This is a genomic window from Sporosarcina sp. FSL K6-1540, from assembly GCF_038620285.1.
GTDB lineage: Bacteria > Bacillota > Bacilli > Bacillales_A > Planococcaceae > Sporosarcina > Sporosarcina psychrophila.
Window position 1 is genome coordinate 2,362,464 of the sequence record NZ_CP152018.1, and the last position, 25,037, is coordinate 2,387,500.

Consider the following 25,037-nt stretch of genomic DNA (forward strand, 5'->3'; position numbering starts at 1 on the left):
AGGTTGAGAACTTTAATTAAAAAAAAGAAAGCTCAACAATGTAGGTATCGTTATACCCAAATTTAGTCCTGTGGAGGTGGAGTCTCAAAAAAATACAGACAGCGTTAGTGATTGCTTGAATGTAAATGTGAGAAGTAAACATAAAATTATAGAAAGGTAGCGAGAACAGGTTAAAGACGAAGTGAAAGAATTTAAGAAGGAGGGGATTCGTAAGTGTCCGCTGGCAGTGTGCCAGGAGACTAATACGACTTATGCAGATGGAAAGTGAAGGTTCAATTCATACGTAAAGGCTCAGCCGTAATCTGACAAACAGATATGGACTGGGCCTTTATATTTTTTTGCGTAATCACCGTTTTCATGTGCTAAAATTATACAATGATCTTTAAAGCAGGGAGCGGTTATTCATGGATACTTTTTCACAACAAGAGAAGCGCCGTTTTTGGATACTTGTTATTATTGTCTCGATTTCTGGATTTTCACAAGGCATGCTGTTGCCGCTTATTTCGGCCATCTTCGAAAAGGATGGCATTTCGAGTTCAATGAATGGTTTGAATGCTACGGGTTTATACATAGGAACGTTACTTGTTTCACCGTTTATGGAGGCGCCGCTCCGGCGTTTTGGCTATAAGCCAATTATTGTTGGGGGCGGGATGCTTGTTTTTATATCGTTACTGCTGTTTCCATTATGGAAAAGCGTCGTGTTTTGGTACGTACTTAGGTTGTTTATTGGCATCGGGGACCATGCACTTCATTTTTCAACTCAAACATGGATTACTAGTTTTTCACCGCAACAAAGATTGGGTCGCAATATTGCGATTTATGGTTTGTCATTCGGCGTCGGATTTGCGGCGGGTCCCTTATTCGCGCCACTTGTCAATGTGTTTGAAGGCTTACCGTTCATTGTATCGGGATTACTGTGTATGCTTGCATGGTCGCTAGTCTTCATGCTGAAAAATGACTTCCCGGATATTATGAAAGGAAAGTCCGATAATGAACGACTTTCCGCACGTTTTAAAGGAACGATGGCTGTTGCTTGGCTTGCTTTTCTAGGGCCATTTGGATACGGTTTTCTTGAGTCAACACTTAACGCGATGTATCCGGTATATGCGCTCAGAAATGGCATTGAATTTACATCTGTAACAATTATTCTAGCCACATTTTCTGTAGGAGGGATTATTTCTCAGTTACCTCTTGGTATGTTATCCGATAAGATAGGAAGAAGACCTGTCTTTCTTGCTGCACTCGGAGGTGGATCAATCTCGTTTTTCATCGCAAGTACTATGGAAACATCTATAACTGCTGTTATAGTTATGTTTTTCGTTGCTGGACTTTTTTCAGGTTCTATTTTTTCCCTTGGTATTTCGTACATGTCCGATTTGACACCGAAGCACCTGTTACCGACGGGGAACTTGTTATGCGGAATTTTCTTTAGCTTAGGCAGTTTGATAGGTCCATTTCTGGGTGGTCTCTTCCTAGAGTTTGATGCCGGGTTTAGTTTCCTACTGCTGATTTCATTGTTTTTGGCTGTGTTGTTCGTTGTTTCTTTTATTGGGAAACTGAAGCAACGCCCGATTGCAGCATAAGAAAAAGCGTCCAATAATGGACGCTTTTTCTAAGCTTAGGAAACTATAAAATCACGTACTGTGGATAAGCTGCGTTCCTTAACAGGCGCTTGCGCTTTTGTTCTTGTCTAGCAGGCGCCTTACGCATTTCGTATTACCTCAAAATCGAGTTGACGTTTTCGTATTCCAAAACAAGATCGTCAAGCGTTTGGAAAGTATAACCTGCTTTCTTGGCGTCTTGGATAAAGGAAGGTAAAGCTTGTGCGTTATCAGGCGAAACTGTGTGCATTAGAATGACGGCGCCGGGATGTAGCTGTTTCATTAGTTCACCATAAGCAAAGTCACGACCTTTGGGTTTATCGGCGTACCAGTCAATGAATGCGACTGACCAGAAAATATGCCTGTATCCGAGTTCGTTGCCTTTGGCGAGGACTTTGTCATTGAATACGCCTTCAGGAGGCCTAGTGTAGTATGTCCGTTCGAGTCCGGTTACTTCATTCAACAGCTTGTCGAATTTAGTCCATTCTTCTTCCATTCTCTGTTCGGATAGATTGGCCAAGTTCGGGTGTCCATACGTATGGTTGCCGATTCCATGGCCTTCCGCAATCATCCGTTTGACGAGGGGGAGAGCACTTTTTAAGTAATGTCCCGTGAGAAAGAATGTCGCCGGAGCGTCCTCTTTTTTCAATGTATCTAAAATACTTTCCGTATAGCCGTTTTCATAGCCGTTATCGAACGTCAAATAGACAATTTTTTCGTCAGGCTTTCCTTTATAAATGGCCCCATGTTTATCGAGCATTGAATCAAGTGCAGCGCCAGCACTAGGCTGGATCCCCCCTGTAGCTTTCTTGAAGCCCCAATGAAATTCATCTGCCTTAGCTGAAAATGGATTAAAAACAAATCCTACCATTACAATGAAAGTTGCTAATAAAATACCTGGTCCATGTTTTTTTATCATCAAAAACGCACCTTTCCTTTTAGGGTAGGATGCGCAGATGAAGCCGAACTATACGTCTTTTTTGTACAAATCATTTAGTGCAGACTCTAGCGTCGGAAAATGAAATTTAAAACCGTTGTTCAGTAGTTTTTCGGGTAAGACATGCTGACCTTCTAGAACGAGTGCGCTTTTTTTACCAAGCACTATTTTCATTATGAATGAAGGAACTGGTATCCAGTGTGGTCTATGTAACACTGAACCGATTGTTTTACCGAAGTACTTCATTCGTTTGGGAAAGGGTGATGTGACGTTTACGGGTCCGTATACTTGTGGATTGCTGAGTGTAAAAGCAATTGCATGTGCGACATCTTCTATATGCACCCAAGATACCCACTGATTGCCCGAGCCGACTGGTCCTCCCGCAAATAATTTGTACGGCAGTACCATAAGTGGCAATGCTCCGCCGTCTATTCCGAGTATGACCCCGAATCTCATAAATACGACGCGTATACCCTCAGATTCGACTGATACTGCTTTCTTTTCCCAGTCTGTTACAGTCTGACCGAGAAAGTCGTCCGCATAATCCAGTGATTCTTCTGTGTAAACATTATCTTCCGATGCTGGATAAATACCAATTGCACTAGCGTTTACAAGTACAGCCGGTTTTGTTTGCAAAGCGGAGATGATTCGCAGTAATTCATCGGTTGCTTCCATTCGACTTGCGTAGATTTGTTTACGATGTTCAGCGGTCCAACGCCCCTCGTTGATGGATACGCCGGCAAGGTTGACGAAGGCATCAGCTGAAATAATTTCATTTTCCGGATAGGTATCTTCCTGAAGCCATTTAACGTATTTTATATTGCCATCAATTTTACTATCTTTTCTGGATAAAATGATGATTTCATGGCCTTCATTCAATAAAGTATCCGTTAATTTCTGTCCGACAAAACCAGATCCACCTGCAATGACTATTTTCATTTTCCGACACCCCCATTAGGATTCTATACCCTATATTGAAACCAATTAAGCTGAAGCACAAGGACGGAACATGTATACTAAAAAGAAAGCAAGGGAGGCGTGTTAAAAGTGCCTGTTATTACTAAAATATCACAACAGAAAAAAGATCTCGAACGATACAATATTTTCCTAGATGAAAAGTATGCATACAGTGTCCACGAATCGGTGCTTGTCAAATTCGGTCTAACGAAAGGGATGTCCCTTGAAGACTGGTCGATTGATGAGATGGTCTATGAAGACGAGATACGGAAAGCATTTAACCGAGCACTCCATTATCTTGGTTTCAGAATGCGCAGTGAGTTTGAAGTGAAGAAAAAACTTTTGGAATTAAGATATGGGGAAGCAATTGTACTAGAAGCACTCGTGAAGTTGAAAAGCCTTGGATTTCTAAATGATGAAACCTATTCAGATGCACTTCTTCAAACACGGAAAAATTCATCCGGTCAAGGCCCTAAAGCAATTCAGCAAGAGATGCATAAAAGAGGGATAGGGAAGGAACTACAGATCAAAGTGCTTGAATCTTATTCGGAAGATGAACAGCTTAAAGTCGCAACGAAACTTGCAGAGAAGACAGCAAATTCAAACCGCTCTGTAGCCCCAGCTCAATTAAAACAAAAAATCCAAAATGCATTGCTTCGAAAAGGGTATTCCTTCGACCTTATTAAACAAGCACTTGCGAATATTAATTTCGAGCGCGAGGAAGATGAATGGACATCCATCGCCGATTCAATAGGAGAGAAAGCATGGCGTCGCTATAGCTCGAAATTTAGTGGAAGGACCTTGAATGACAAAGTAAAACAGGCGATGTATCAAAAGGGTATCCCATTTGAGCTAATTGATCATTTCATTGATAAAAAGGAGAATGAAGAAGATGGAGATTGAAAAAAAATATAGTGCAATGACAGAACATGAATTACGTACAGAAATCGGACGACTGCGTGAAAAAGCGCGCAAAGCCGAACAATTGGGCATCCTTAATGAGTATGCGGTGTACCAACGCAAAATGGTTATGGCACAATCTTATCTAATTGACCCAAGTACAATTGTGCCTGGTGAAATGTATCGAATTGACGGGGACGAAGGAATGTTTTTTCAAGTCGACTACTTAAAAGGACGTTTTGCCTGGGGTTACAGACTTGGTGGCGAACGTGCGGATGAGGCGTTGCCGATTGCCATGCTAAAATCAGTAAAAGAAGGTAAATAAGAAAAGCGTAAGGCGCCGTTTAGCCCCGACAAGTAGGAGGGATGCAGTTCAATCCCTCCCTGCTGGAAGTCTTGATGATAAAGGCGTACTTTGCCTTTTCAGCGTGACTGAAGCGACTCGAGGGGCTGGCGTCTGGAGTCTAGACATCAATCCATATAGAGAAACTTGTATTTACTTACCTTCGTCTCATGAGTTAGGTGCAAAGTTGAGTTTTTTGCGTAACTTATCCTCGGAGAAAATCCATCCTGTATATGAATTGATGACGTTCAGTTCCTTGTCAATATGTGCAACAGCAACAAATGGGTAATAGCCTTTGCTACGGTAACGAAGATCGATTAAGCGTACTTCACAGATGTCATCGATGTAGGTAATAGACCATCTGTAAATGGGTGAAAATGATGTGAAAGCTTTAATGTTTTTATCGCACATTGCCACATCAATTTCAGGGGATTTTGGCATAGGTTCCCGTTTAAAGCGATCGTAAATATTAACAGATCTACCGTAAGCACGTCCAACATAGTGGCACTCTTTTGATGAAGCAGCTATTCTCCATTGGAAAAAGCGCATTGTCGGTGCGATAATAATTTCCGTCGCATCGGGGACCGTATAAAAGACGGCTTTTTTAACGGCCGATTTGACCGCAAATCGCAATAAATAATAAAAGAATATTATTACGTATGTCGTCAAAATCGTATAGACCGGATTTACCCCCATTGCCCAAATAATTAGCGCGATGGCGTGTAATATGAAAATAATTGGATCGAATGTGTTAATGACTCCGATGGCGACCCACTTGTTGGAAAACGGCCGTAATGCCTGCGTTCCATAGGAATTGAAGATGTCGACAAAGACATGTAGAAAGACGGCTAAAAAGGTCCAAGCCCATACATGTAAGAAGTTGGCTTCTGGGACGAAAAGAGACATAAGTATTGTAATTAGTAGCGGCCATAATAATACCGCGGGAATTGAATGTGTAATCCCTCTGTGATGCCGTATGTAGACAGCGTTATTTCTCAATTTTAATACGGTATCGATATCTGGGATAAGTGAGCCGACGATAACACTTGCAACGACGGCACCCATTGTCGCACTATCAGTTAAAACGACAGGATCTGCCAGAGCGAGGCCGCCAAGTGCGACACCCATAACAATATGTGTTCCAGTATCCAAATTATCACTCCTTTTACCTAAACAGTCGTGCCAAGCATGGGATTGACTTTTTTAATCACACCTCGGAGTGATTACGCCCAGATTTTGAATTGAGCTTGTTCCACTACCTACAAAATCTGTGACATCCGGGCCAACGAGGAGGAATTGCAGTTCATTCCTCCCTGTAGATTCGTTCGTATTCATCTCGCCACATAATAGAGTGGGAGACTTCTTTAGCTGACGCTTCGCTTTCAGTACAAAAAGATTTGCTGAATGAAAGCTAGAAGCCATATACATATCAATACCCGTTTGTGCTCAATGATAAGCATATGCGATAAGGAGGAAATGATGCAAATAATAGTGAAGAAAGACGAATTCCGCGAAGCGCTTCTTTCCTGGTATCGTCGTGAAAAAAGAGATCTGCCTTGGAGAAGAACGTCGAATCCATATTACATTTGGGTCTCCGAAGTGATGCTGCAACAAACGAGGGTTGATACCGTTATACCTTATTATGAACGGTTTATCGCAAGTTTTCCGACGATGGAAGCACTCGCGGGGGCGGAAGAAAACGATTTATTGAAAATTTGGGAAGGTCTTGGTTATTATTCGCGGGCAAGGAACTTACAAGCAGGAGTGAGGGAAGTTGTGTCGGATTATGGCGGAGAGGTTCCTTCCAATAGAACGGAGATTTCCACATTGAAAGGCGTTGGCCCGTACACTGCTGGAGCGGTTCTCAGTATCGCTTACGGGGTTCCTGAGCATGCCGTAGATGGGAATGTTATGCGTGTCATATCGAGATTGCTTCTTATAGAAGAAGATATTGCGATTCCGCGTACAAAAAAGATTTTTGAAACGGTAGTCATGGATTTAATAGACCAAGAAGATCCTTCCTCTTTTAATCAAGGACTGATGGAGCTTGGCGCGACAATTTGTACCCCAAAACCGAAATGCCTTCTATGTCCGGTTCGAGACTTTTGTTTAGCTTTCCAAGAAGGCAGGCAAGAGGAGTTACCCGTGAAAACGAAGAAAACGAAAATGAAAATTATACCTGTTGCATCATTTGCAATTCAAAATAGTGAAGGTGAGTGGTTAATGCGGCAACGACCTTCGAAAGGGCTACTTGCAAGTTTGTGGGAGTTTCCAATGGTCGAGCCAGCGGATGATAAAACACCACAAAAAATGGCTCATGAACATTTCGGTATCGAACTAGTGGGGATAGTTGATATACTAATTTTCAAACATATCTTTTCCCATTTGACATGGGAGATGAAAAGCTTCGGGGCACGGATTGAAAAGACTGATATAATCCCTGATGGTTACCAGTTTTTCTCGCAGGAAGAAGTGGAAGCGCTGCCGAAACCAGTGCCGGTTTTAAAAATTTGGGATGAAATTAAACGAGGAGGAATATAATGATGGCTGAAAATAAAGTAGCAATGGTGACAGGAAGTTCAAGAGGATTAGGAAAAGCACTTGCGATTGAACTCGCAAAACAAGGTTATGATATTGTAGTGAATTATGCACGAAGCCGTTCTGCAGCTGAAGAAACAGTGAAAGAAATCGAGGCACTTGGCAGGAGAGCAATTATGATCCGTGCAAATGTCGGTGATGTTAAAAAACTTCGTACGATGTTTGAACAAGTAAAAGAGGAATTTGGCCGTTTAGACGTATTTGTTTCAAACGCAGCATCGGGTGTTTTGCGTCCAATTATGGAACTCGAAGAAACACATTGGGATTGGACGATGAATATCAATGCGAAAGCAATGCTATTTGGCGCACAAGAAGCGGCAAGACTTATGGACAAAGGCGGAAAAATCCTTGGAGTTAGCTCACTTGGATCTATTCGATATCTTGACAACTACACGACAGTAGGCGTTTCGAAAGCGGCAATTGAATCGTTGACTCGCTACCTGGCTGTCGAGCTTGCGCCACTAGGAATTGCTGTTAATACTGTTTCGGGCGGCGCGCTTGATACCGAAGCACTAAAACATTTCCCTAATCGTGATGAATTGCTAGAAGATGCGCGTATTAATACGCCAGCGGGTCGCATGGTTGAAATTGAAGACATGGTGAAAGCGGCGATGTTCCTGATCTCGGCTGATTCGGATATGATTCGTGGACAGACGATTATTGTCGACGGCGGACGTTCGATTTTACTGTAAAAAATTCCAATTGAATAAAAAATGTCTCCTTGCACATGATAGTTGTACGGAGGTGAAAATCCATTGACCAAAAATAACCCGAATCAAACTGATGCGAACCAAGTACGAAAACAGAACCAAGCATCACAACAACAAAACCGAAATGCAATGAATGAGGAGTTTGCTTCTGAAACTGATGTAAATCAGGTTAAGAAACAAAACCAACAATCAATGCAAAAAATGCACAACCAAAAACAAAATCAAAATGCGATGACTGAGGAGTTTGGTTCCGAAACTGATGTAAATCAAGTTAGGAAACAAAACCAACAATCCGAAGCAAACAAAACCAATGCTTCTGGACAGCGCTCGAATCAGTTCGAGAACGGTTCGAAATAAGTAAATGGATACCGCCGGCCGGCAGGAGCTTTACGCTTCTGCCGGTTTTTTATGGATACAAATGACGTCATGAATGGAAATAAAAGTTGAAAGGTTTCAAATAGTACCGTTCTGTTGGTATAATGATGAGATAATAATGGCTTCGAAATTTTCCGGCAACCAAAAGGTGGGTTAATCATGACGATTGCTAAAGAAGGAGAAACGATACAAGTACATAGTTATAAACATAATGGTAAAATCCATCGGGTTTGGCAGGAAACTGTAGTATTGAAAGGAACGCGTAATATTGTCATCGGTGCAAATGAAAGGACGCTTGTAACAGAGTCGGACGGACGCACATGGTTGACACGCGAGCCTTCCATTTGCTATTTTCACGCTGAGCATTGGTTCAATATCATTTGCATGTTAAGAGAAGATGGTGTTTATTATTACATTAACATGAGCTCACCTTTCGTTTATGATAACAAATCATTGAAGTATATTGATTATGACCTTGACGTAAAAGTGTTCCCGGATATGAGTTATATGATTCTTGACGAGGATGAATATGCTGAACACAGGAAACAAATGGGCTATCCTGATGTCATCGATCAGATATTACAAAAGAACCTGGATACCTTGCTAGGGTGGATTAAGCAGCGGAGGGGACCATTTGCTTCCGACTTCATTGAAGTATGGACTTCCAGATATGAATTCTACAAACAGGTCAAGAAAAGTAAGTGAAAAGCCTGATTGCAATTGCAAGGATGCAGTCGTTGCGACAGGATATAGCAACCTTAGACTGCCTTCCTTTTTCACTTATGCCTGTCGCGAAAGATTGCGACAGGCATTTTTAACTCGGGTCGGAAGCTAGACTCCAGGCGCCAGCCCCTCGAGTCGCTTCAGTCTTGCCGAAAAGGCAAAGATCGCCTTTATCATCAAGTCTTTCGGGAGGGATTGAACTGCATCCTTCCAACTTGTCGGGGCTAAACGGCGCCTTACGCTTTTCTTAGTAGGAGGTACAAAGATGGGTGACAGTATAAAACGCTATATGAAGTTTGTTAAGCCATACAACTGGTTAATAATATTGACGATACTTATTGGAATTGTAAAATTCGCAATTCCTTTATTCATTCCATTGCTGATGAAAATTGTAATTGATGACATTATCGGATCGGATACACTTACTAAAGCAGAGATGACGCGCCAATTATTTTATTGGCTTGGTGGGACAGTTCTTGTGTTCTTTATCATCCGCCCTCCAGTTGAGTATTACCGGCAATATTATGCCCAGTATGTGAGCAATAAGATTTTGTATGATATACGGAAAGAATTGTATTCACATCTGCAAAAATTGAGTCTTAGCTACTATTCAAATACAAGAGCTGGAGAAATCATTTCGCGCGTTATAAATGATGTGGAGCAAACGAAAAACTTTGTAATGATTGGTCTTATGAATGTTTGGCTTGACCTCGCGACAATCATCATCGCAGTTGTCATTATGCTGACAATGGATGTTCCGCTGACGCTTGTGACTCTACTTGCATTCCCTTTTTATGCGTACAGCGTCAAACACTTTTTCGGGAAACTGCGGGAGTTGACTGGGAAACGATCCCAAGCACTTGCGGATGTGCAAAGCTACCTGCATGAACGCGTTTCTGGAGTAAGTGTCATAAAAAGCTTTGCACTTGAAGATGAGGAACAACAACGTTTCGATAAGACAAATGGCAACTTCCTCGATAAAGCAATTGATCATACAAAGTGGAATGCGAAAGCATTTGCAGTTGTCAATACGATTACTGATGTTGCACCGCTTCTCGTTCTTGCGTATGCGGGCTATCAGGTTATCAATAATGATTTGTCAGTTGGAACGATGGTTGCCTTCATCGCATACATCGATCGCGTGTATAATCCATTGCGACGATTGGTCAATGCATCGACATCACTCACACAGTCATTTGCCTCTATGGACCGTGTTTTTGACTTGATGGAACAGGAGTATGATGTAACAAATAAGTCCGGTGCAACCCAACTACCTCCAATTGAAGGGGAAATTGAGTTCAACAATGTGAGCTTTACGTATGAACAGGATGGGGAAACAATCCTGGATGGTATTAATTTCACTGTGAAGCCAGGTGAAACAGTCGCGTTTGTAGGCATGAGTGGCGGAGGGAAATCAACAATCGTTGGCTTGATACCAAGATTTTATGATGTGGCGGGCGGGACTGTGCGTATTGACGGGTATGATTTGCGTGACGTCAATATAAAATCGCTTCGTGAACAGATTGGAATTGTTTTGCAAGATACTATATTGTTTAGTGATTCCGTGAAGAGTAATATTTTGATGGGGAAATCGGATGCAACAGATGAAGAAGTGATTGCTGCTGCTAAAGCGGCGAATGCACATGAGTTCATCGAAGGGCTCCCGCTCGGTTACGATACCAAAGTAGGGGAACGTGGCGTGAAGTTATCGGGTGGTCAGAAGCAACGAATTGCAATTGCACGTGTCTTCTTGAAAAATCCACCGCTCCTTATCTTAGATGAAGCGACATCCGCACTTGACCTTGAAAGTGAGGCGCTCATTCAGGAATCACTTGAACGACTTGCGCATGAAAGAACAACCCTCATTGTTGCTCACCGTTTGTCGACAATTACACATGCTGATAAGATTTTCGTCATTGATTCAGGGCAGTTAAAAGAGACGGGTACACACGAGCAATTGATGAAATTACAAGGAATTTACTATGGTTTGTTCCAAGTTCAAGTACTTGGAAATTCAAAATGATATATAGGGTGAAATAAACAATCTTATTGAATGTGCTTCGGCTATGGCTTAGTTTATATAGGCATACATTTTTTCAACATATATAGTTATTCTAACGTTGAAAAAATAACTTCCCATTGAACTTGACGAAAAGGGCATTGGATTTAGTTGAAACTCCTATATAATAATTAGGTCGGAGTTCGGAGCGTTTTAGCGGTTATCAGATCCATAGTGAGTGGGAATCGTGATGATTTAGAATAATGGAGGGATTTTTATGAAAAAAGTAAAGTTTGGACCATTGGCTTTGATAGTGATTGTTTCCCTTTCGGTAATACTTGGAGCGTGTACTTCATCGGGTTTGGATGATGAGAGTATGCAGGAAAATGCAAAGAAAATATTAGTTTACGGACATAGCGGGAATTCCACGTCATTAGACCCAGCTCATATGAAGGAAGGGGATTCCACCCATGTTACTGTCAATCTATATGAGACACTCGTGAATCTTGATGAGCAGGGCACGACTGTAGTTCCAGGCTTGGCAGAAAAGTGGGATTCTAGTAAAGACGGTTTGACGTACACGTTCCAGTTGCGGAAAGATGTCAAATTCCATGACGATACAGATTTTAATGCAGATACGGTCATGAAAAACTTTGAGCGCTGGACTAACGGCGATGCAGAAGAGTTTCCTTTCTACGCTTCGGTATTTAATGGATTCAAAGGTGATGACAGCCAAATTATTGAATCGGTCTCGACTGAAGGCGATGATACCGTAACAATCAAGTTGAATAACCCACAAGCGTCATTCTTGAAAAATCTAACGATGAGTCCGTTCTCGATTGTTAGTCCGAACGTATTTGAACAAAGCGATGAGGAATTTGAAAGCGATCCTATCGGTACGGGACCGTTCCAATACTTCGAAGGGAAACAGAATGAAGCAATCGTGGTTGTGAAATTCCAAGAGTATTGGCAAGAAAGTTTGCCGAAGCTTGAAAAAATCATCTTCAAGTCAATTCCTGATAACACTGCACGCTTGAATGCATTGATTGCAGGGGATATCGATCTAGCCGATAGTATTAATCCGGCAGATAGGATGAAAGTTGACGACGATGCCAATTTACAATTTTTTGAACGACCTTTTATGGAAACCGTTTATGAAGATGCTCCTTCCATATTTGCTGCCGATTCAACACCACTTTTCGGAGCGACAAAATACATGATGAATTACTTACCACAAGTAACGGGTTTTGATGTGTTGTCGAAAGTGGAGTTCGAATTACCAACAGAAGAAGAGTGAAAAAGCTATCCGATTGGCCGATACCCTGGTCAATCGGATAGCTTTTTTTCGCAGTAAATGAACATATCTTCTATAGTTGATAGGGCGCAGTACCAAGAGTATGCCTTTGTTATTATAAGAATATATAAAAAAGTATTGCATTTATTCTGTATAATCGTATAATTAGAACGACCTATTAATTCTGAAAATAACTAAATGATTGATTAAGAAAAAGGGTGATCTGATGGATGAGAGGAAGACTGTCCTCCAAGTAAAAGATTTACAGACGACCTTTTTTACTGATTCGGGGGAAATACCGGCTGTTGATCATATTGACTTTCACTTGAATGAAGGAGAAATCCTTGGAATTGTCGGAGAATCTGGCTGCGGGAAAAGTGTAACCTCCTTATCGATAATGGGGTTAGTGCCAAAGCCTCCTGGGAAAGTTGTCGGAGGCAAAATATTATTTGAAGATAAAGATTTGCTGACCATGAATGAAAAACAGATGCGGCGTATTCGAGGAAACGACATTGCGATGATTTTCCAAGAACCTATGACATCACTGAATCCATTGTTCTCGATTGGCAATCAAATGACAGAAGCAGTGCGGATTCACGAAAAAGGCTGGTCTAAGAAAAAGGCTGAGGGAAAAGCAGTTGAAATGTTGAAACTGGTCGGTTTGCCTCGTGCTGAGGAAATGATGAGAGACTACCCTCACCAATTATCGGGTGGAATGCGACAGCGTGTAATGATTGCGATGGCGTTGGTATGTGATCCTAAAGTACTTATAGCTGACGAACCAACCACTGCTCTAGATGTGACGATTCAAGCGCAGATATTGAAGTTAATGCGGGAATTAAATACGAGATTGAATACAGCTGTTCTACTTATAACTCACGACTTGGGTGTCGTTGCAGAAACATGCGAACGTGTCATTGTCATGTATGCTGGACAAATTATTGAAGAAGCATCCGTTAAGATGATCTTCGAAGATCCACAGCATCCTTATACAAAAGGGCTGATTCAATCCGTTCCCGACATGCGCTATAAAAAGGAGCGACTCTATTCTATCCCGGGTAGCGTGCCGAAACCCGGTTCAATCCGGCAGGGGTGCAGATTTGCAGCGAGATGTGAGTTTGCATTTGATCGTTGTCTAACAGAAAACCCTGAACTATATGAAACTTCGGATGTTCACCAGACTCGATGCTTCCTATACGACAGAGAAGGGGTGAAACAGCATGACAACAAAGCCCTTATTGAAAGTTGAAGGTTTGAAAAAGTATTTTCCAGTTAAAAAAGGAATTCTTGGCAGAACAGTTGGGTATGTCAAAGCGGTAGATGACGTATCGTTTTACGTGAATGAAGGCGAAACGCTAGGCATTGTAGGTGAATCTGGATGCGGTAAATCGACAACGGGCCGGATGCTGATGCGACTTCTTGAACCAACCGAAGGGAAAGTTGAATTTGACGGCAAAGATTTGACGTCCTTATCTACCGGAGAAATGCGGAAAACGAGACGTGACATCCAAATGGTATTCCAAGATCCATACGCATCTCTCAATCCGCGTCACACGATTGAAAAGATATTAGAAGAGCCGCTCATTGTGCACGGCATTGATAATTCGAAAGAGCGGAAAAGGAAAGTGCGTGAATTCCTTGAAATTGTTGGACTAAGCGCATATCATGCCAAGCGCTATCCGCATCAGTTTAGTGGAGGACAGCGTCAGCGTATTGGGATTGCTCGAGCGCTAATGACAAATCCAAAACTGATAATTGCTGATGAACCTGTTTCGGCTCTCGATGTGTCGATTCAGTCTCAAGTGTTAAACCTGATGCAAGATTTGCAGAAGGAATTCAATCTCACTTATATCTTCATAGCCCATGATCTGGGAGTCGTCCGTCATATTAGTGATCGTGTCGGCGTTATGTATCTTGGAAAGATGGTAGAAATGGCAGACAGCGAGCAGCTCTATGCGAAACCGCTTCATCCCTATACGCAGGCATTATTATCAGCGGTTCCAGTACCTGATCCAGACTTCAAGAAAGAGCAAATTCTTCTTGAAGGGGATATTCCAAACCCAGCGAATCCTCCTAGTGGCTGCACGTTTCATACGCGCTGTCCGCATAAAATGGAAATTTGCACGAAAGTTACACCAAGGCTTGTCGAGCATGATTCGGGTCATTCTGTCGCCTGTCACCTTTACAGTGAGCAGGTAGACAATGATATAAAACAGTTGGAGGGGTCAATATGAGAAAAAGGAAGTTAGGTTTACTAGCACTGATGTTGCTTCTCGTTCTTTCGGCAGCGCTAGCCGCTTGTGGGTCAGATGCCGACGATGGCAAGAAGGAAGACGGTAAAGAGGAAGGTACTAAAACTGAAGACGGTAAAAATGTGAAAGATACATTAGTGTTTGGACGCGGTGGGGATTCGACTTCTCTCGATCCATCAAGGGTGACTGAAGGAGAATCTTTCAAAGTTACGGTCAACATTTACGAAACGCTTCTGAATTTCGGGGAGAGTGATACAGAAATTAATCCAGGGCTTGCCACTGAATGGGAACCAAGTGAAGATGGTTTAACGTACACGTTCAAACTGCGTGAAGGCATTAAGTTCCATGATGGAACTGACTTCAATGCTGACGCGGTCGTTAAAAATTTCGAGCGTTGGGCTAATGGGGATGCAGAGAAATTCCCATATTATAACACAACATTCGGTGGTTTTAAAGGTGATGAAGGTCATGTTATTGAGTCGGTTACAGCAGACGGTGATAATACAGTCCTAATAAAATTAACGCGTCCACAAGCACCATTCCTTAAAAATATTGCAATGAGCATGTTTGCAATTGCAAGTCCGACTGCATTTGAAATAGGTGACGATCAATTCGAAAGAAATCCAGTAGGTACAGGTCCATTCAAGTTCGTAGAGTGGAAACCTAATGAAACAATCACAATTGAAAAATTTGATGACTATTGGGATGCAGAACTACCAAAACTTAAAAGAATTATCTTCCGTTCAATTCCTGACAACTCTGCACGTTTGAATGCATTGATGTCTGGGGATATCGAACTTGCAGATGGCATTAATCCATCAGATGGCAAATCGATTGAAGATAATGAAAAACTTCAATTGTTTGTACGTCCGTCTTTGAACGTAGGTTATTTAGGTCTTACAGTAACACGTCCTCCTTTCGATAAAAAAGAGGTGCGCCAAGCGATTAACTATGCAATCGACAAACAATCAATTATTGACTCATTCTTCGAAGGACGTGCGGATGTCGCGAAAAACCCGATGCCACCATCCATTTCAGGCTATAACGATGATGTAGAAGGATATGAATACAATCCTGAAAAAGCGAAAGAACTTCTAAAATCGGTAGGACTTGAAGACGGTTTTGAGATGGATCTATGGGCAATGCCGGTACCACGTCCATATATGCCAGATGGTAAAAAAGTTGCTGAAGTCATCCAAAAAAACCTTGCAGATATAGGTATTACTGCAAAGATTGTTTCGCATGAATGGGCAACTTATCTTGATCTTGCAGAAAAAGGGGATGCAGATGCGTTTATGCTCGGCTGGACTGGGGATAACGGAGATGCAGATAACTTCCTATACGCTTTGCTAGATGAAGATAATATCGGTAGCAATAATTATACGTACTATAAGAATGCAAAACTCCACGACCTCCTTATCGCAGCACAAACTGAAATCGATGAAGAGAAACGAAATGAATTGTACAAAGAAGCGCAGGTCATCATTCATGATGACGCTCCATGGGTACCACTTGCTCACTCAACTCCGCTTCTTGGAGGATCTAAAGATTTAACAGGATTCGTTCCAGGCCCAATTGCCTCGGATTTACTGTCGAAAGTAGAATTCAAGTAACAGATTGTTAGAAATGAAAGGAAAGGGAGAGGTCTTTCGGATTTCTTCCTTTTCTCTTTCATTTGATGGATACATATAAGTTGAGAGAAGAGTTGGAGAGGTGAAAAATATATGCTGAGCTACATTGGAAAAAGAATGCTGCAGCTCATTCCTGTCCTGCTTGGGATGACATTTATCGTATTCATGATTATCCGTGCAATCCCGGGTAACCCCGCCCAAATTATTCTTGGGCAGCAGGCGACTAAAGAGTCAGTCGAAGCATTGACGATAAAGCTTGGTTTGGATAACCCTTGGTATGTTCAGTATTTCAAATACTTGGGTGACCTTTTCAAAGGGAATTTGGGCGAGTCAATGAGAACCCGAGCTCCTGTATCAGATGAAATATGGCCTTATTTAGCAGCTACGTTTGAATTGGCGTTATTCGCCATCGTTATTGCAGTTATTATCGGTATTAATGCAGGAATCATCTCAGCGTGGTTTCAAAACTCATGGTTTGATTATACGGCGATGATTTTGGCACTTGTTGGTGTGTCTATGCCTATCTTCTGGCTGGGCCTTATGGGGCAATGGGTTTTTGCTGTAGAAAATCCATGGTTGCCGACTGGAGGGCGAGAGGAAGTACGAGATCCTATCAACGCCATAACGAATCTCTATGTACTTGATACAATTATTCAAGGACGTTTTGACCAGTTATGGCAGGTTTTCCGTCATCTTATATTACCGGGACTAGCATTGGCGACAATTCCGATGGCAATTATCGCACGGATGACCCGTTCAAGTATGCTCGAAGTAATGCGCTCCGATTATATTCGTACGGCACGGGCGAAAGGTCAGAAAATGTTTTGGGTCGTATATAAGCATGCGCTTAAAAATGCAATCATTCCGGTGTTAACAATTATTGGTCTGCAAATGGGAATGTTGCTTGGTGGTGCGATTTTGACAGAGACAATTTTTGCTTGGCCTGGTGTTGGGCGTTATATTTACGACGCAATTGGTTTCCGAGATTATCCCGTCATTCAGTCATCGATTCTAATTGTGGCGCTCTTCTTTGTTTTGATCAACTTGCTTGTAGACTTGCTCTATAGTCTGATAGATCCGAGGATTAAATATGATTGAGGAAGGGGGAAGCACTTATGTCTGAATTTGTACCTAAGGCCGATGGAATTGCGAATAATAAAGTTGATAAAACTGCAGGACCTTGGCGTGAAGCTTGGAATGGCTTTAAAAAGAGTAAAGTGGCAGTTGTTGGTATGGGTATTGTTTTATTCTTTATCCTGCTAGCGGGTTTCGGTTTTGCGGCGGAACAAGGTTATCTTGGTCCAAACATTGGACTAGAGGGCATTAACGACCAAAAGTTATCGGATCGGCTTCTCCCTCCTTCAAGTGAATATTGGTTTGGAACAGATGACCTTGGAAGGGATATTTTTTCCCGAATTGTTCATGGTGCCCGAATTTCACTATGGGTTGGATTCTTTTCTGTAATAGGATCGGTAGTTGTAGGAAGTGCATTGGGTATCGTAGCAGGTTATTATGGCAGATGGGTTGATACGATTATTTCACGTGTGTTCGACATTATGCTAGCATTTCCTTCTATCTTGTTGGCCATTGCAATTGTTTCCGTACTTGGTCCGAGTCTGCAAAATGCGCTTATCGCAATCGCAGTTATAAATGTGCCGAACTTTGGAAGGCTCATTCGTTCAAAAGTATTGAGTATAAAAGAAGATGAATATATTACTGCGGCAAAAGGGATCGGAATGAAAGATGCTAGGATTCTGTTTTCTCACATCTTGCCGAACTCTATGGCGCCGGTAATTGTTCAAGGAACTCTAGCAATTGCAACGGCAATCCTTGAAGCAGCTGCACTTGGGTTTTTAGGACTGGGTGCACAAGCGCCGATGCCAGAGTGGGGAAAAATGTTAGCGGATTCAAAAAGCTTCCTACATTCAGCCCCATGGACAATGATTTTCCCAGGTATCGCAATTATGCTTACAGTACTGGGCTTTAACTTAATGGGTGATGGTTTACGTGATGCACTCGATCCTAAGATGAAGAGTTAGGATAATAAAAATGCCCTACATCCCGCTAAATTCATCGGGATGTAGGGTATTTTTTAATAGATAAGAAAGTATAAGTTTTTGAACCTAGAGCAATGTCTAGCTCCAGCGTTTTTCTTAATAGATTTCTTCTGTCAGTTTCGAATTCACTTTATTGTTATGGTACTTCTGAAATAGAACAATCAGCTTGTCAAAGTGTTCAAGTTGTTCTTCATAATTAAAGATAGACGACAGGATATGAAGAAGATGATAGGCGGAAAATTCCTCTTCTTCTTTCGTAAGGGCAATTTCCTTTGCAAAAATCTCCATCACCTCATGACGCTGGATGTATTCTTCATTCGGACTGGTATTTACTGCATCAGACTTCAGTTTACCAACGAACTTCAGATGGAGTTGTTCGTGATATGTGAGCAGTGCGTCGAGACGTTCCTGCACCATCATCCGGAAATGTTCCGGCAAATCAATCAGTTCATTTTCATACTGATGAAGTCTTTTCAGTACATCATAACTGCTCCTTGAAGTAGCAACCATTTGTCTGTAAACGACAAGTTTTCTCGCTTTGTTTCTCGTATTCTTTTTGAAGTAGCTCCGTTCCTCTTTAAATAGCGTGTACAGCTGATCTACCTGAGAAAGGCGCTCCTTCGATTTTGTCAGTGACTTTTTTGTTGCTAAGTGATCAGATGCTTGCCTTCCAGCCAGGCGGGTCCAACGAATAATTTCGTCTTGTGCCTGATGAATGGACTCAAATAATTTTGTTTCGTATTTCGGTGGCATGAACAGCAAGTTCACAACGAAAGCGGCAAGAATACCGATAATCAATGTCAAAAATCTGAGCAATGCAAATGACAGGAACTCATCGCCTTTGATTTCCATTATGGCGATCATTACCACGAGTGCCATCGAAATTGATTTTTCTAGGCCCAATTTAATCATTATTAATATAATAATGACCGCGGCAAGTCCTATGAAGACTAGCTGATTACCAAACAGGAGAACAAATAAAACCGCAACAACTGCGCCAATTATATTACCTTGAACCTGTTCGATAATTGTTAAATAAGATCTATAGATAGAAGGTTGGATGGCAAAAATGGCCGCGATTCCCGCAAACAATGGATGCGGCATGTGTAAAATTTCTGCTAGGAACAATGCGAACATAATCGCAATGCCCGTTTTAAAAATGCGGGCACCAAGTATCATGGGGGTTATCCTTTCTGATCAAATACGCCTTGGCGTATTTGCGCACAGACTTTTATCGAGCCTGCTCGATAAATTCCACTTAAAAGTCTGTGGCATCCGTCGGAGACTGTAACTTCATTTAGCTAGAGTTTTGCTCCTACCAAGTTGTATGCCTATTTTGCAAATACCTATCACTTTATCGAAGTGGAAGGCTTCCGCTAAATGAAGTTAAAGCTGTTTTTCGCTACTGTACCTTAACAATACCGTGCGGTCAACCGTTTATAGAAGTTGCGAGCTCTTTGAATGAATGATCGACTGCAACAAGTGTATCCATAATGTCTTCTTCCGTATGAGCAATTGTTAAAAACCACGCTTCATACTTTGAAGGTGCAAGGTTTATACCGTTTTTTAACATCAGTTTGAAGAACTTGGCGAACACATTGCCGTCTGTTGCTTCAGCTTGTTCGTAGTTTTCGACTTTTACGTCTGTAAAGAACAAAGTAAGGGCTCCTCCAAGACGATTTGTCGTTAATGTAATTCCGTGCTCTTTTGCAGATTTTACAATGCCCTCTTCAAGAATAGCACCTAGACGGTCCATTTCTTCATAAATACCAGGCGTTTGGAGAACTTCTAGAAGAGCAATTCCTGCTAACATCGACGCTGGATTCCCTGCCATTGTCCCTGCTTGATAAGCAGGACCTAGTGGAGCGACTTGTTCCATAATTTCTTTTTTCCCACCGTAACCGCCAATTGGTAAGCCGCCGCCAATAATTTTTCCGAATGCAGTAAGATCGGGTGTTAAACCGAGCAAATCCTGTGCGCCGCCGTAGTGGAAACGGAATGCAGTAATTACTTCATCATAAACAATCAAAGCGCCTTTTTCGGCTGCGATATCATGGACGAGCGGAAGAAACCCTTCTTTTGGTTCAACAATGCCGAAGTTACCAACGATTGGCTCGACTAGAATACATGCGATTTGGTCGCCCCATTTTTCCATTGCTTCTATATAAGCATTAGGATCGTTAAATGGAATCGTAATTACCTCTTTAGCAATCGACTCTGGCACACCTGCTGAATCAGGAGTACCAAGCGTTGCGGGGCCAGAACCTGCTGCAACGAGTACAAGATCCGAATGACCATGGTAGCAGCCTGCAAATTTCATGATTTTTGTCCGCCCTGTATATGCACGAGAAACTCGAATTGTCGTCATGACTGCTTCTGTACCAGAGTTTACAAAACGTACTTTATCCATTCTAGGCATTGCTTCCTTCAACATTTTTGCAAACTTCACTTCATGTCGAGTAGGCGTTCCGTATAGCAAACCTGTTTGCGCGGCTTTAACGATTGCTTCAGTAATATGTGGATGGGCATGCCCCGTAATGATTGGTCCATATGCAGCAAGATAGTCGATGTATTTATTGCCGTCGACATCCCAGAAGTAAGCACCTTCTGCACGTTCCATTACTGTAGGGGCTCCGCCGCCAACTGCATGGTATCCGCGCGATGGGCTATTTACCCCTCCTACGATATGCTCGCAAGCTTCATTATAGATTTTTTCTGAATTCGTTCTGATCATTTCAATTCCCCCGTTCAATTCATTACCCTCTCTATTCTAAACAAAATGAAGCAGATAGCCAAAGAATTTGAAACTAAAGAGCGCATTCTGTACGATTAAGGAAAGTATATATTGGAGGAATGGATAATGACGACACTTGAAGGTATGCATGCACCGGAATTTACATTGCCAAATGAGAACGGTGAAATGATTTCGCTAAAAGACTTCGCGGGTGAAAAGTATGTTGTTCTCTATTTTTATCCGAAAGATTCAACACCTGGATGTACAACGCAAGCTTGCGATTTCCGAGATGCGTATGAAGACTTTAGCAAGTTGAATGCAGTAGTGCTTGGAGTGAGCCCTGATGGCGCAGCTTCACATGAGAAATTTATCGGGAAACATGGACTGCCGTTTTCCCTTCTTGTTGATGAAGAGCACACAGTTGCTGAAAAATATGATGTTTGGAAGTTGAAGAAGATGTTCGGTAAGGAGTATATGGGTATTGAGCGTTCGACATTTTTGATTGATCCGACGGGGACGGTTGTTAAAGAATGGCGTAAAGTGAAAGTGAAAGGCCATATAGAAGAAGCACTTGTGACATTGGAGCAACTAACACAGCCTTGAGGGGGAACGAGAAATGGAAGTACTATTCACATTTGATATGAAGAAACATCAGGAACAGGGGCTTGTCATGAAGTTTCCTGAAGTTACATTTCAATTCAACAAAAAGCCGGAAGACATTGAAATTCAAACAGCATCAATTATTGTGACATATGGCGGTGATGTAGACGTTGCGCTACTCGACAAAGCGACAGCATTGGAATGGATAATGGTTGCGTCGGCTGGCGTTGAAAAAATGCCTCTTGCTGAAATAGCTGAGCGCAACATCGTCATGTCAAATGTTCGCGGTATCCACAAAACACCGATGGCGGAATCCGTTCTCGCGCATATATTATCACTGCAACGGTCGTTACCACTTATTGACGAAAGACAACGGTCAAAAGAATGGAATCGGAAAGTCGGCTCGATTGAATTAAAAGGGTCGACTGTGCTTATCTTAGGTCCTGGCGCAATTGGTTCTGAAATAGGACGCTTACTTCAAGCATTTGGTGTCACTACAATTGGTTGTAACAGATCGGGCAGGGCAAGTGAATCGATGGATGAGACAATAAAGTTTGAAGCTTTGATAGATAGAGTGGGCATAGCAGACTTCGTTATTTCTGTTTTACCGAGTACACCAGAAACAAAAGGGCTGCTAACAGAAGGGCATTTCAAAGCCATGAAGGATAATGCGGTCTTCATGAATTTTGGTCGGGGTGACCTCTTTGCTGAACCGATTCTAATAGATGCATTGAAAAGTAATGAAATCAGGCATGCGGTTCTTGACGTATTTGAAACAGAGCCGCTACCTGCTGACAATGAACTATGGTTACTTGCAAATTGTACGATATCGCCACATGTTTCAAGTCTTTCTGGAAAGTATGTTGAAAGGGCCCTCACTATTTTTGAAGAAAACCTAGGTAAGTGGCAACAGGGGGAGCGGGATCTTCTGAACTTGATTGACATGGAACTTGGCTACTGAGTGGGAACTAAATTGATAGACACAAATGAAGTGGCTCACACAGCGCTTTAGTTGACATATGCACCCTATTTTAAGTACACTAATGATAATAATTATAAAGTGAGAATCTTTATGGATAGAGGTGCATAGCGATGTCGGAAGTTAGATTGAAAGGCGCGCTGGACGCATTGAAAAATAGTGGCGTCAGAATTACGCCACAGAGGCATGCGATTTTAGAGTATCTTATCTCCTCTGAGTCACATCCAACGGCTGATGATATATATAAAGCACTTGAATCTGATTTTCCTAACATGAGCGTTGCAACAGTATATAATAACCTTCGTGTGTTCCGCAATGCGGGACTTATTAAGGAACTTACTTATGGAGATGCTTCAAGCCGTTTTGACTTTGTTACTCACGATCATTATCATATCATCTGTGATGAATGCGGAACGATTGTTGATTTCCATCATCCTGGACTTGAAGAGGTGGAGCGCTTAGCTTCTCATGTAACAGGATTCAAAGTAAATTATCACCGTCTGGAAGTATATGGTACATGTCCTTCATGTGTTTCGCGCGTAGCGAATACTAAATAAAAAACGTCCGATACTCCTTCCAGTGAAGGTTGTATCGGACGTTTTTTTTATTCCTTAGAATCCTCTTTTATTGCAGCAGTTTTGTTCTTCGTTCTATTATATGATTCGTCAAACTCTTTTCCTTCTAATGAAGGGTCAAGTGTGAGTGGCTCTCGGCAATGCCCGCACATGTCGACGCGTCCGAGCATTTTCGTATGTTTGCCACAACTAGGACAGACGATTTGGATGGCTCGAGTGGATAGGGACCCAATCCAAGCATAAACAATCGTACTGCTAAGGATGGCAAGAACACCAAGAAACATGAATATGAGCATAACAATCTCATATTTCCTGAAGAAAATCCCGATATACATAATGACGACCCCGGCAAATATTAAAGCAAGGGCGAATGACCGGATCCTATTTATCTTATTTTTATAGGGCTTCATCCAACGTACCTCCTTGATATATCCTCAATTACTATATCATATATTACGTTTTTTACGTTATTAAACCTTCTTGAATAAAGGATATCCTAGCCTCTTCGTCGAAAGGAAATGGCAGGGAGGTGTGTTAGTGGAACAAGTACTAAGACCAATTTATCAGGAGCGGGCAAGTTTTCCGGAGACACTTGGTGTCATTCTTGTAGAAAAGAGAGGGAAAGAGGATCCGATTACAGATACATTCGATGTGATCCTCCTCATCATTACCGCCGACGATGAAATCCCTGTCTTTACGAAACATTACACAGACGGAAATGAGAAAGCTGCAATGCATATAATTAGTGAAAAGCAGTTGCGGAAATGGTTGGTTCTCGGTTCGAAGAGGAAAGTTGTAGATTGGTTATATTACGGGAAGGTTTACTTCGATCGAAATGAGTTCGTCGAAAAACTGAGAACGGAATTACAGGAGTATCCTTTTTGTGGACGGGATATAAAAATGGGGCTAGAGTTTTCGAAGCTTGTTAGAGGCTATATGGAAGGTAAAAAGTTTTTTGAAGAGGGAAACTACATGGATGCATATCATCACGTTGTTAAATCTCTTCATCATCTTGCGAGACTTGCAGTTATTGAAAACGGGTTATTTCCGGAGGTGACGGTATGGTCTCAAGTGAAAAAGATTGACCCGGCAATTTACAAACTATATGAAGAATTGATTATGAGCGAAGAACCTTTGGAAAAAAGATTAGAACTGTTGTTTCTTGCAAGTGAGTTTTTCATTCATAATCGGACAGCTGATGGTGCCCGTCATATTAGAGATGTCATGGCGACTCAAGAGCTATGGACGATTCAGGAGCTACACGAACACGAAGAGATCAGAATGTATTCAATTGACCTTGAAGTGTTTATTGAGTTTCTGATTGATAAAGGATTTATTCTCGTGGTTCAGAGCGATTCGAAAAATGAATTGATTTTCCACAGAGACTATAAAGTAGTGTGACTGGCAACTGGGTAATAGGACGATTTAAATTCGTCCTATTAATCTAGTTGACAAAAGATTGATGAACATGTTATTATAATTCTTGTCGCTTGGGAGGCAAAGTAAATCGCCGCTTGAGAGATGAAGTAAAGGTAAAGAAAAAGAAGTTGAAATTAGTTGTTGACACGGTCAACGTAAGTTGATATGATATAAAAGTTGTCACCGAAACAACGACAACTACTAAAGTGAGGAACGCAATTCAAATTCTCTACAAATGAACCTTGAAAACTGAACAGCAAAACATCAATGAAATACAGCGAGAGTGCTAACGCACTTGAGCAAAACGTTTCTAACTAAGTCAGCTTCGGTTGGTTGAAAAGAAACACACACAA

The 25,037-nt window shown here is 41.8% G+C and carries 24 protein-coding genes; 18 read left to right on the plus strand and 6 right to left on the minus strand.

All coding sequences use genetic code 11. The features are described from left to right. Positions 1-404 precede the first annotated feature (404 nt). Positions 405-1,583 (plus strand): MFS transporter, encoded by a 1,179-nt coding sequence (locus tag MKY15_RS10975; protein WP_342537564.1) that lies wholly within the window; start codon positions 405-407, stop codon positions 1,581-1,583. 133 nt (positions 1,584-1,716) lie between these two features. On the opposite strand, the gene MKY15_RS10980 is transcribed toward MKY15_RS10975, so the two are convergent. Together MKY15_RS10980 and MKY15_RS10985 are read right to left on the minus strand one after the other, a co-directional pair. After that, the gene (locus tag MKY15_RS10980; RefSeq protein ID WP_067205789.1) at positions 1,717-2,520 is read right to left on the minus strand and encodes a polysaccharide deacetylase family protein; all 804 of its coding nucleotides are present in this window, start codon (positions 2,518-2,520) and stop codon (positions 1,717-1,719) included. A gap of 48 nt (positions 2,521-2,568) precedes the next feature. Further along, complete coding sequence (locus tag MKY15_RS10985) at positions 2,569-3,477, minus strand: TIGR01777 family oxidoreductase (RefSeq protein WP_342537565.1); 909 nt, start codon at positions 3,475-3,477, stop codon at positions 2,569-2,571. A 108-nt stretch (positions 3,478-3,585) separates the two neighbouring features. Between MKY15_RS10985 and recX the strand changes: the two genes are divergently transcribed. After that, positions 3,586-4,398 carry a recombination regulator RecX gene (recX, locus tag MKY15_RS10990; protein WP_342537566.1) on the plus strand — a complete coding sequence of 271 codons (813 nt, stop codon included), beginning with the start codon at positions 3,586-3,588 and terminating at the stop codon, positions 4,396-4,398. Next, positions 4,388-4,720, plus strand: coding sequence for a YfhH family protein (locus MKY15_RS10995; protein ID WP_149582467.1), 333 nt, complete (start codon positions 4,388-4,390; stop codon positions 4,718-4,720). The genes recX and MKY15_RS10995 overlap by 11 nt, the downstream gene beginning before the upstream one ends. A 186-nt stretch (positions 4,721-4,906) precedes the next feature. Here MKY15_RS10995 and MKY15_RS11000 read toward each other — a convergent pair whose 3' ends face one another. Next, entirely contained in the window at positions 4,907-5,890 is a 984-nt protein-coding gene (locus MKY15_RS11000) for a metal-dependent hydrolase (protein ID WP_342537567.1), read from the minus strand. A 327-nt stretch (positions 5,891-6,217) separates the two neighbouring features. Here MKY15_RS11000 and mutY point away from each other — a divergent pair, with 327 nt between their 5' ends. From mutY to nikC, 11 genes are all read left to right on the plus strand, one after another. Then, complete coding sequence (mutY, locus tag MKY15_RS11005; protein ID WP_342539739.1) at positions 6,218-7,279, plus strand: A/G-specific adenine glycosylase; 1,062 nt, start codon at positions 6,218-6,220, stop codon at positions 7,277-7,279. A 2-nt stretch (positions 7,280-7,281) separates the two neighbouring features. Continuing rightward, positions 7,282-8,028 (plus strand): enoyl-[acyl-carrier-protein] reductase FabL, encoded by a 747-nt coding sequence (gene fabL / locus MKY15_RS11010; protein ID WP_067205809.1) that lies wholly within the window; start codon positions 7,282-7,284, stop codon positions 8,026-8,028. A gap of 63 nt (positions 8,029-8,091) precedes the next feature. Continuing rightward, entirely contained in the window at positions 8,092-8,403 is a 312-nt protein-coding gene (locus MKY15_RS11015; RefSeq protein WP_067205811.1) for a gamma-type small acid-soluble spore protein, read from the plus strand. A 177-nt stretch (positions 8,404-8,580) separates the two neighbouring features. Next, the gene (locus MKY15_RS11020) at positions 8,581-9,126 is read left to right on the plus strand and encodes a DUF402 domain-containing protein (protein WP_067205814.1); all 546 of its coding nucleotides are present in this window, start codon (positions 8,581-8,583) and stop codon (positions 9,124-9,126) included. A gap of 283 nt (positions 9,127-9,409) precedes the next feature. After that, positions 9,410-11,167, plus strand: a complete 1,758-nt coding sequence (locus MKY15_RS11025; RefSeq protein WP_067205817.1) for an ABC transporter ATP-binding protein — start codon at positions 9,410-9,412, stop codon at positions 11,165-11,167. A 253-nt stretch (positions 11,168-11,420) separates the two neighbouring features. Further along, positions 11,421-12,440 carry an ABC transporter substrate-binding protein gene (locus tag MKY15_RS11030; RefSeq protein ID WP_342537568.1) on the plus strand — a complete coding sequence of 340 codons (1,020 nt, stop codon included), beginning with the start codon at positions 11,421-11,423 and terminating at the stop codon, positions 12,438-12,440. A gap of 223 nt (positions 12,441-12,663) precedes the next feature. After that, positions 12,664-13,686 (plus strand): ABC transporter ATP-binding protein, encoded by a 1,023-nt coding sequence (locus MKY15_RS11035; RefSeq protein WP_067205821.1) that lies wholly within the window; start codon positions 12,664-12,666, stop codon positions 13,684-13,686. Further along, a complete protein-coding gene (locus MKY15_RS11040; RefSeq protein WP_338653579.1) occupies positions 13,658-14,671 on the plus strand; it encodes a dipeptide ABC transporter ATP-binding protein in 1,014 nt (337 codons plus the stop codon). The genes MKY15_RS11035 and MKY15_RS11040 overlap by 29 nt, the downstream gene beginning before the upstream one ends. Further along, the gene (locus tag MKY15_RS11045) at positions 14,668-16,302 is read left to right on the plus strand and encodes an ABC transporter substrate-binding protein (protein WP_342537569.1); all 1,635 of its coding nucleotides are present in this window, start codon (positions 14,668-14,670) and stop codon (positions 16,300-16,302) included. The genes MKY15_RS11040 and MKY15_RS11045 overlap by 4 nt, the downstream gene beginning before the upstream one ends. Positions 16,303-16,413: 111 nt before the next feature. Beyond that, a complete protein-coding gene (locus MKY15_RS11050; RefSeq protein ID WP_338653577.1) occupies positions 16,414-17,418 on the plus strand; it encodes an ABC transporter permease in 1,005 nt (334 codons plus the stop codon). Positions 17,419-17,435: 17 nt separating this feature from the next. Next, a complete protein-coding gene (gene nikC, locus MKY15_RS11055) occupies positions 17,436-18,359 on the plus strand; it encodes a nickel transporter permease (protein ID WP_342537570.1) in 924 nt (307 codons plus the stop codon). Between the two features lie 114 nt (positions 18,360-18,473). Here nikC and MKY15_RS11060 read toward each other — a convergent pair whose 3' ends face one another. Together MKY15_RS11060 and MKY15_RS11065 are read right to left on the minus strand one after the other, a co-directional pair. Then, positions 18,474-19,556 (minus strand): aromatic acid exporter family protein, encoded by a 1,083-nt coding sequence (locus MKY15_RS11060; RefSeq protein WP_067205834.1) that lies wholly within the window; start codon positions 19,554-19,556, stop codon positions 18,474-18,476. Positions 19,557-19,806: 250 nt separating this feature from the next. Continuing rightward, positions 19,807-21,111 carry a glutamate-1-semialdehyde 2,1-aminomutase gene (locus MKY15_RS11065; protein ID WP_067213828.1) on the minus strand — a complete coding sequence of 435 codons (1,305 nt, stop codon included), beginning with the start codon at positions 21,109-21,111 and terminating at the stop codon, positions 19,807-19,809. A 126-nt stretch (positions 21,112-21,237) separates the two neighbouring features. Between MKY15_RS11065 and bcp the strand changes: the two genes are divergently transcribed. The 3 genes from bcp (at position 21,238) to perR (ending at position 23,247) form a co-directional block, all read left to right on the plus strand. Further along, the gene (gene bcp, locus MKY15_RS11070) at positions 21,238-21,714 is read left to right on the plus strand and encodes a thioredoxin-dependent thiol peroxidase (RefSeq protein ID WP_338653573.1); all 477 of its coding nucleotides are present in this window, start codon (positions 21,238-21,240) and stop codon (positions 21,712-21,714) included. A 13-nt stretch (positions 21,715-21,727) separates the two neighbouring features. Further along, positions 21,728-22,672: a D-2-hydroxyacid dehydrogenase gene (locus MKY15_RS11075; protein WP_342537573.1), complete on the plus strand. Its 945-nt coding sequence runs from the start codon at positions 21,728-21,730 to the stop codon at positions 22,670-22,672. A gap of 131 nt (positions 22,673-22,803) precedes the next feature. Next, positions 22,804-23,247 (plus strand): peroxide-responsive transcriptional repressor PerR, encoded by a 444-nt coding sequence (perR, locus tag MKY15_RS11080; protein WP_156475952.1) that lies wholly within the window; start codon positions 22,804-22,806, stop codon positions 23,245-23,247. A 47-nt stretch (positions 23,248-23,294) separates the two neighbouring features. Here the strand turns inward: perR and MKY15_RS11085 are convergent, their stop codons facing one another. Further along, a complete protein-coding gene (locus MKY15_RS11085; RefSeq protein WP_067205845.1) occupies positions 23,295-23,675 on the minus strand; it encodes a YgzB family protein in 381 nt (126 codons plus the stop codon). Between the two features lie 127 nt (positions 23,676-23,802). Here MKY15_RS11085 and MKY15_RS11090 point away from each other — a divergent pair, with 127 nt between their 5' ends. Then, on the plus strand, positions 23,803-24,666 hold the full coding sequence (locus MKY15_RS11090; RefSeq protein ID WP_067205848.1) for a nucleotidyltransferase-like protein: 864 nt from the start codon (positions 23,803-23,805) through the stop codon (positions 24,664-24,666). Positions 24,667-25,037 lie beyond the last annotated feature (371 nt).

Bases quoted from the DNA above. Each gene is read 5' to 3' on its own strand.
- MKY15_RS10975 (WP_342537564.1), top strand. From the start codon at position 405: ATGGATACTTTTTCACAACAAGAGAAGCGCCGTTTTTGGATACTTGTT.
- MKY15_RS10980 (WP_067205789.1), bottom strand. From the start codon at position 2,520: ATGATAAAAAAACATGGACCAGGTATTTTATTAGCAACTTTCATTGTA.
- MKY15_RS10985 (WP_342537565.1), bottom strand. From the start codon at position 3,477: ATGAAAATAGTCATTGCAGGTGGATCTGGTTTTGTCGGACAGAAATTA.
- MKY15_RS10995 (WP_149582467.1), top strand. From the start codon at position 4,388: ATGGAGATTGAAAAAAAATATAGTGCAATGACAGAACATGAATTACGT.
- mutY (WP_342539739.1), top strand. From the start codon at position 6,218: ATGCAAATAATAGTGAAGAAAGACGAATTCCGCGAAGCGCTTCTTTCC.
- fabL (WP_067205809.1), top strand. From the start codon at position 7,282: ATGGCTGAAAATAAAGTAGCAATGGTGACAGGAAGTTCAAGAGGATTA.
- MKY15_RS11020 (WP_067205814.1), top strand. From the start codon at position 8,581: ATGACGATTGCTAAAGAAGGAGAAACGATACAAGTACATAGTTATAAA.
- MKY15_RS11025 (WP_067205817.1), top strand. From the start codon at position 9,410: ATGGGTGACAGTATAAAACGCTATATGAAGTTTGTTAAGCCATACAAC.
- MKY15_RS11030 (WP_342537568.1), top strand. From the start codon at position 11,421: ATGAAAAAAGTAAAGTTTGGACCATTGGCTTTGATAGTGATTGTTTCC.
- MKY15_RS11035 (WP_067205821.1), top strand. From the start codon at position 12,664: ATGGATGAGAGGAAGACTGTCCTCCAAGTAAAAGATTTACAGACGACC.
- MKY15_RS11040 (WP_338653579.1), top strand. From the start codon at position 13,658: ATGACAACAAAGCCCTTATTGAAAGTTGAAGGTTTGAAAAAGTATTTT.
- MKY15_RS11045 (WP_342537569.1), top strand. From the start codon at position 14,668: ATGAGAAAAAGGAAGTTAGGTTTACTAGCACTGATGTTGCTTCTCGTT.
- MKY15_RS11050 (WP_338653577.1), top strand. From the start codon at position 16,414: ATGCTGAGCTACATTGGAAAAAGAATGCTGCAGCTCATTCCTGTCCTG.
- nikC (WP_342537570.1), top strand. From the start codon at position 17,436: ATGTCTGAATTTGTACCTAAGGCCGATGGAATTGCGAATAATAAAGTT.
- MKY15_RS11060 (WP_067205834.1), bottom strand. From the start codon at position 19,556: ATGATACTTGGTGCCCGCATTTTTAAAACGGGCATTGCGATTATGTTC.
- MKY15_RS11065 (WP_067213828.1), bottom strand. From the start codon at position 21,111: ATGATCAGAACGAATTCAGAAAAAATCTATAATGAAGCTTGCGAGCAT.
- bcp (WP_338653573.1), top strand. From the start codon at position 21,238: ATGACGACACTTGAAGGTATGCATGCACCGGAATTTACATTGCCAAAT.
- MKY15_RS11075 (WP_342537573.1), top strand. From the start codon at position 21,728: ATGGAAGTACTATTCACATTTGATATGAAGAAACATCAGGAACAGGGG.
- perR (WP_156475952.1), top strand. From the start codon at position 22,804: ATGTCGGAAGTTAGATTGAAAGGCGCGCTGGACGCATTGAAAAATAGT.
- MKY15_RS11085 (WP_067205845.1), bottom strand. From the start codon at position 23,675: ATGAAGCCCTATAAAAATAAGATAAATAGGATCCGGTCATTCGCCCTT.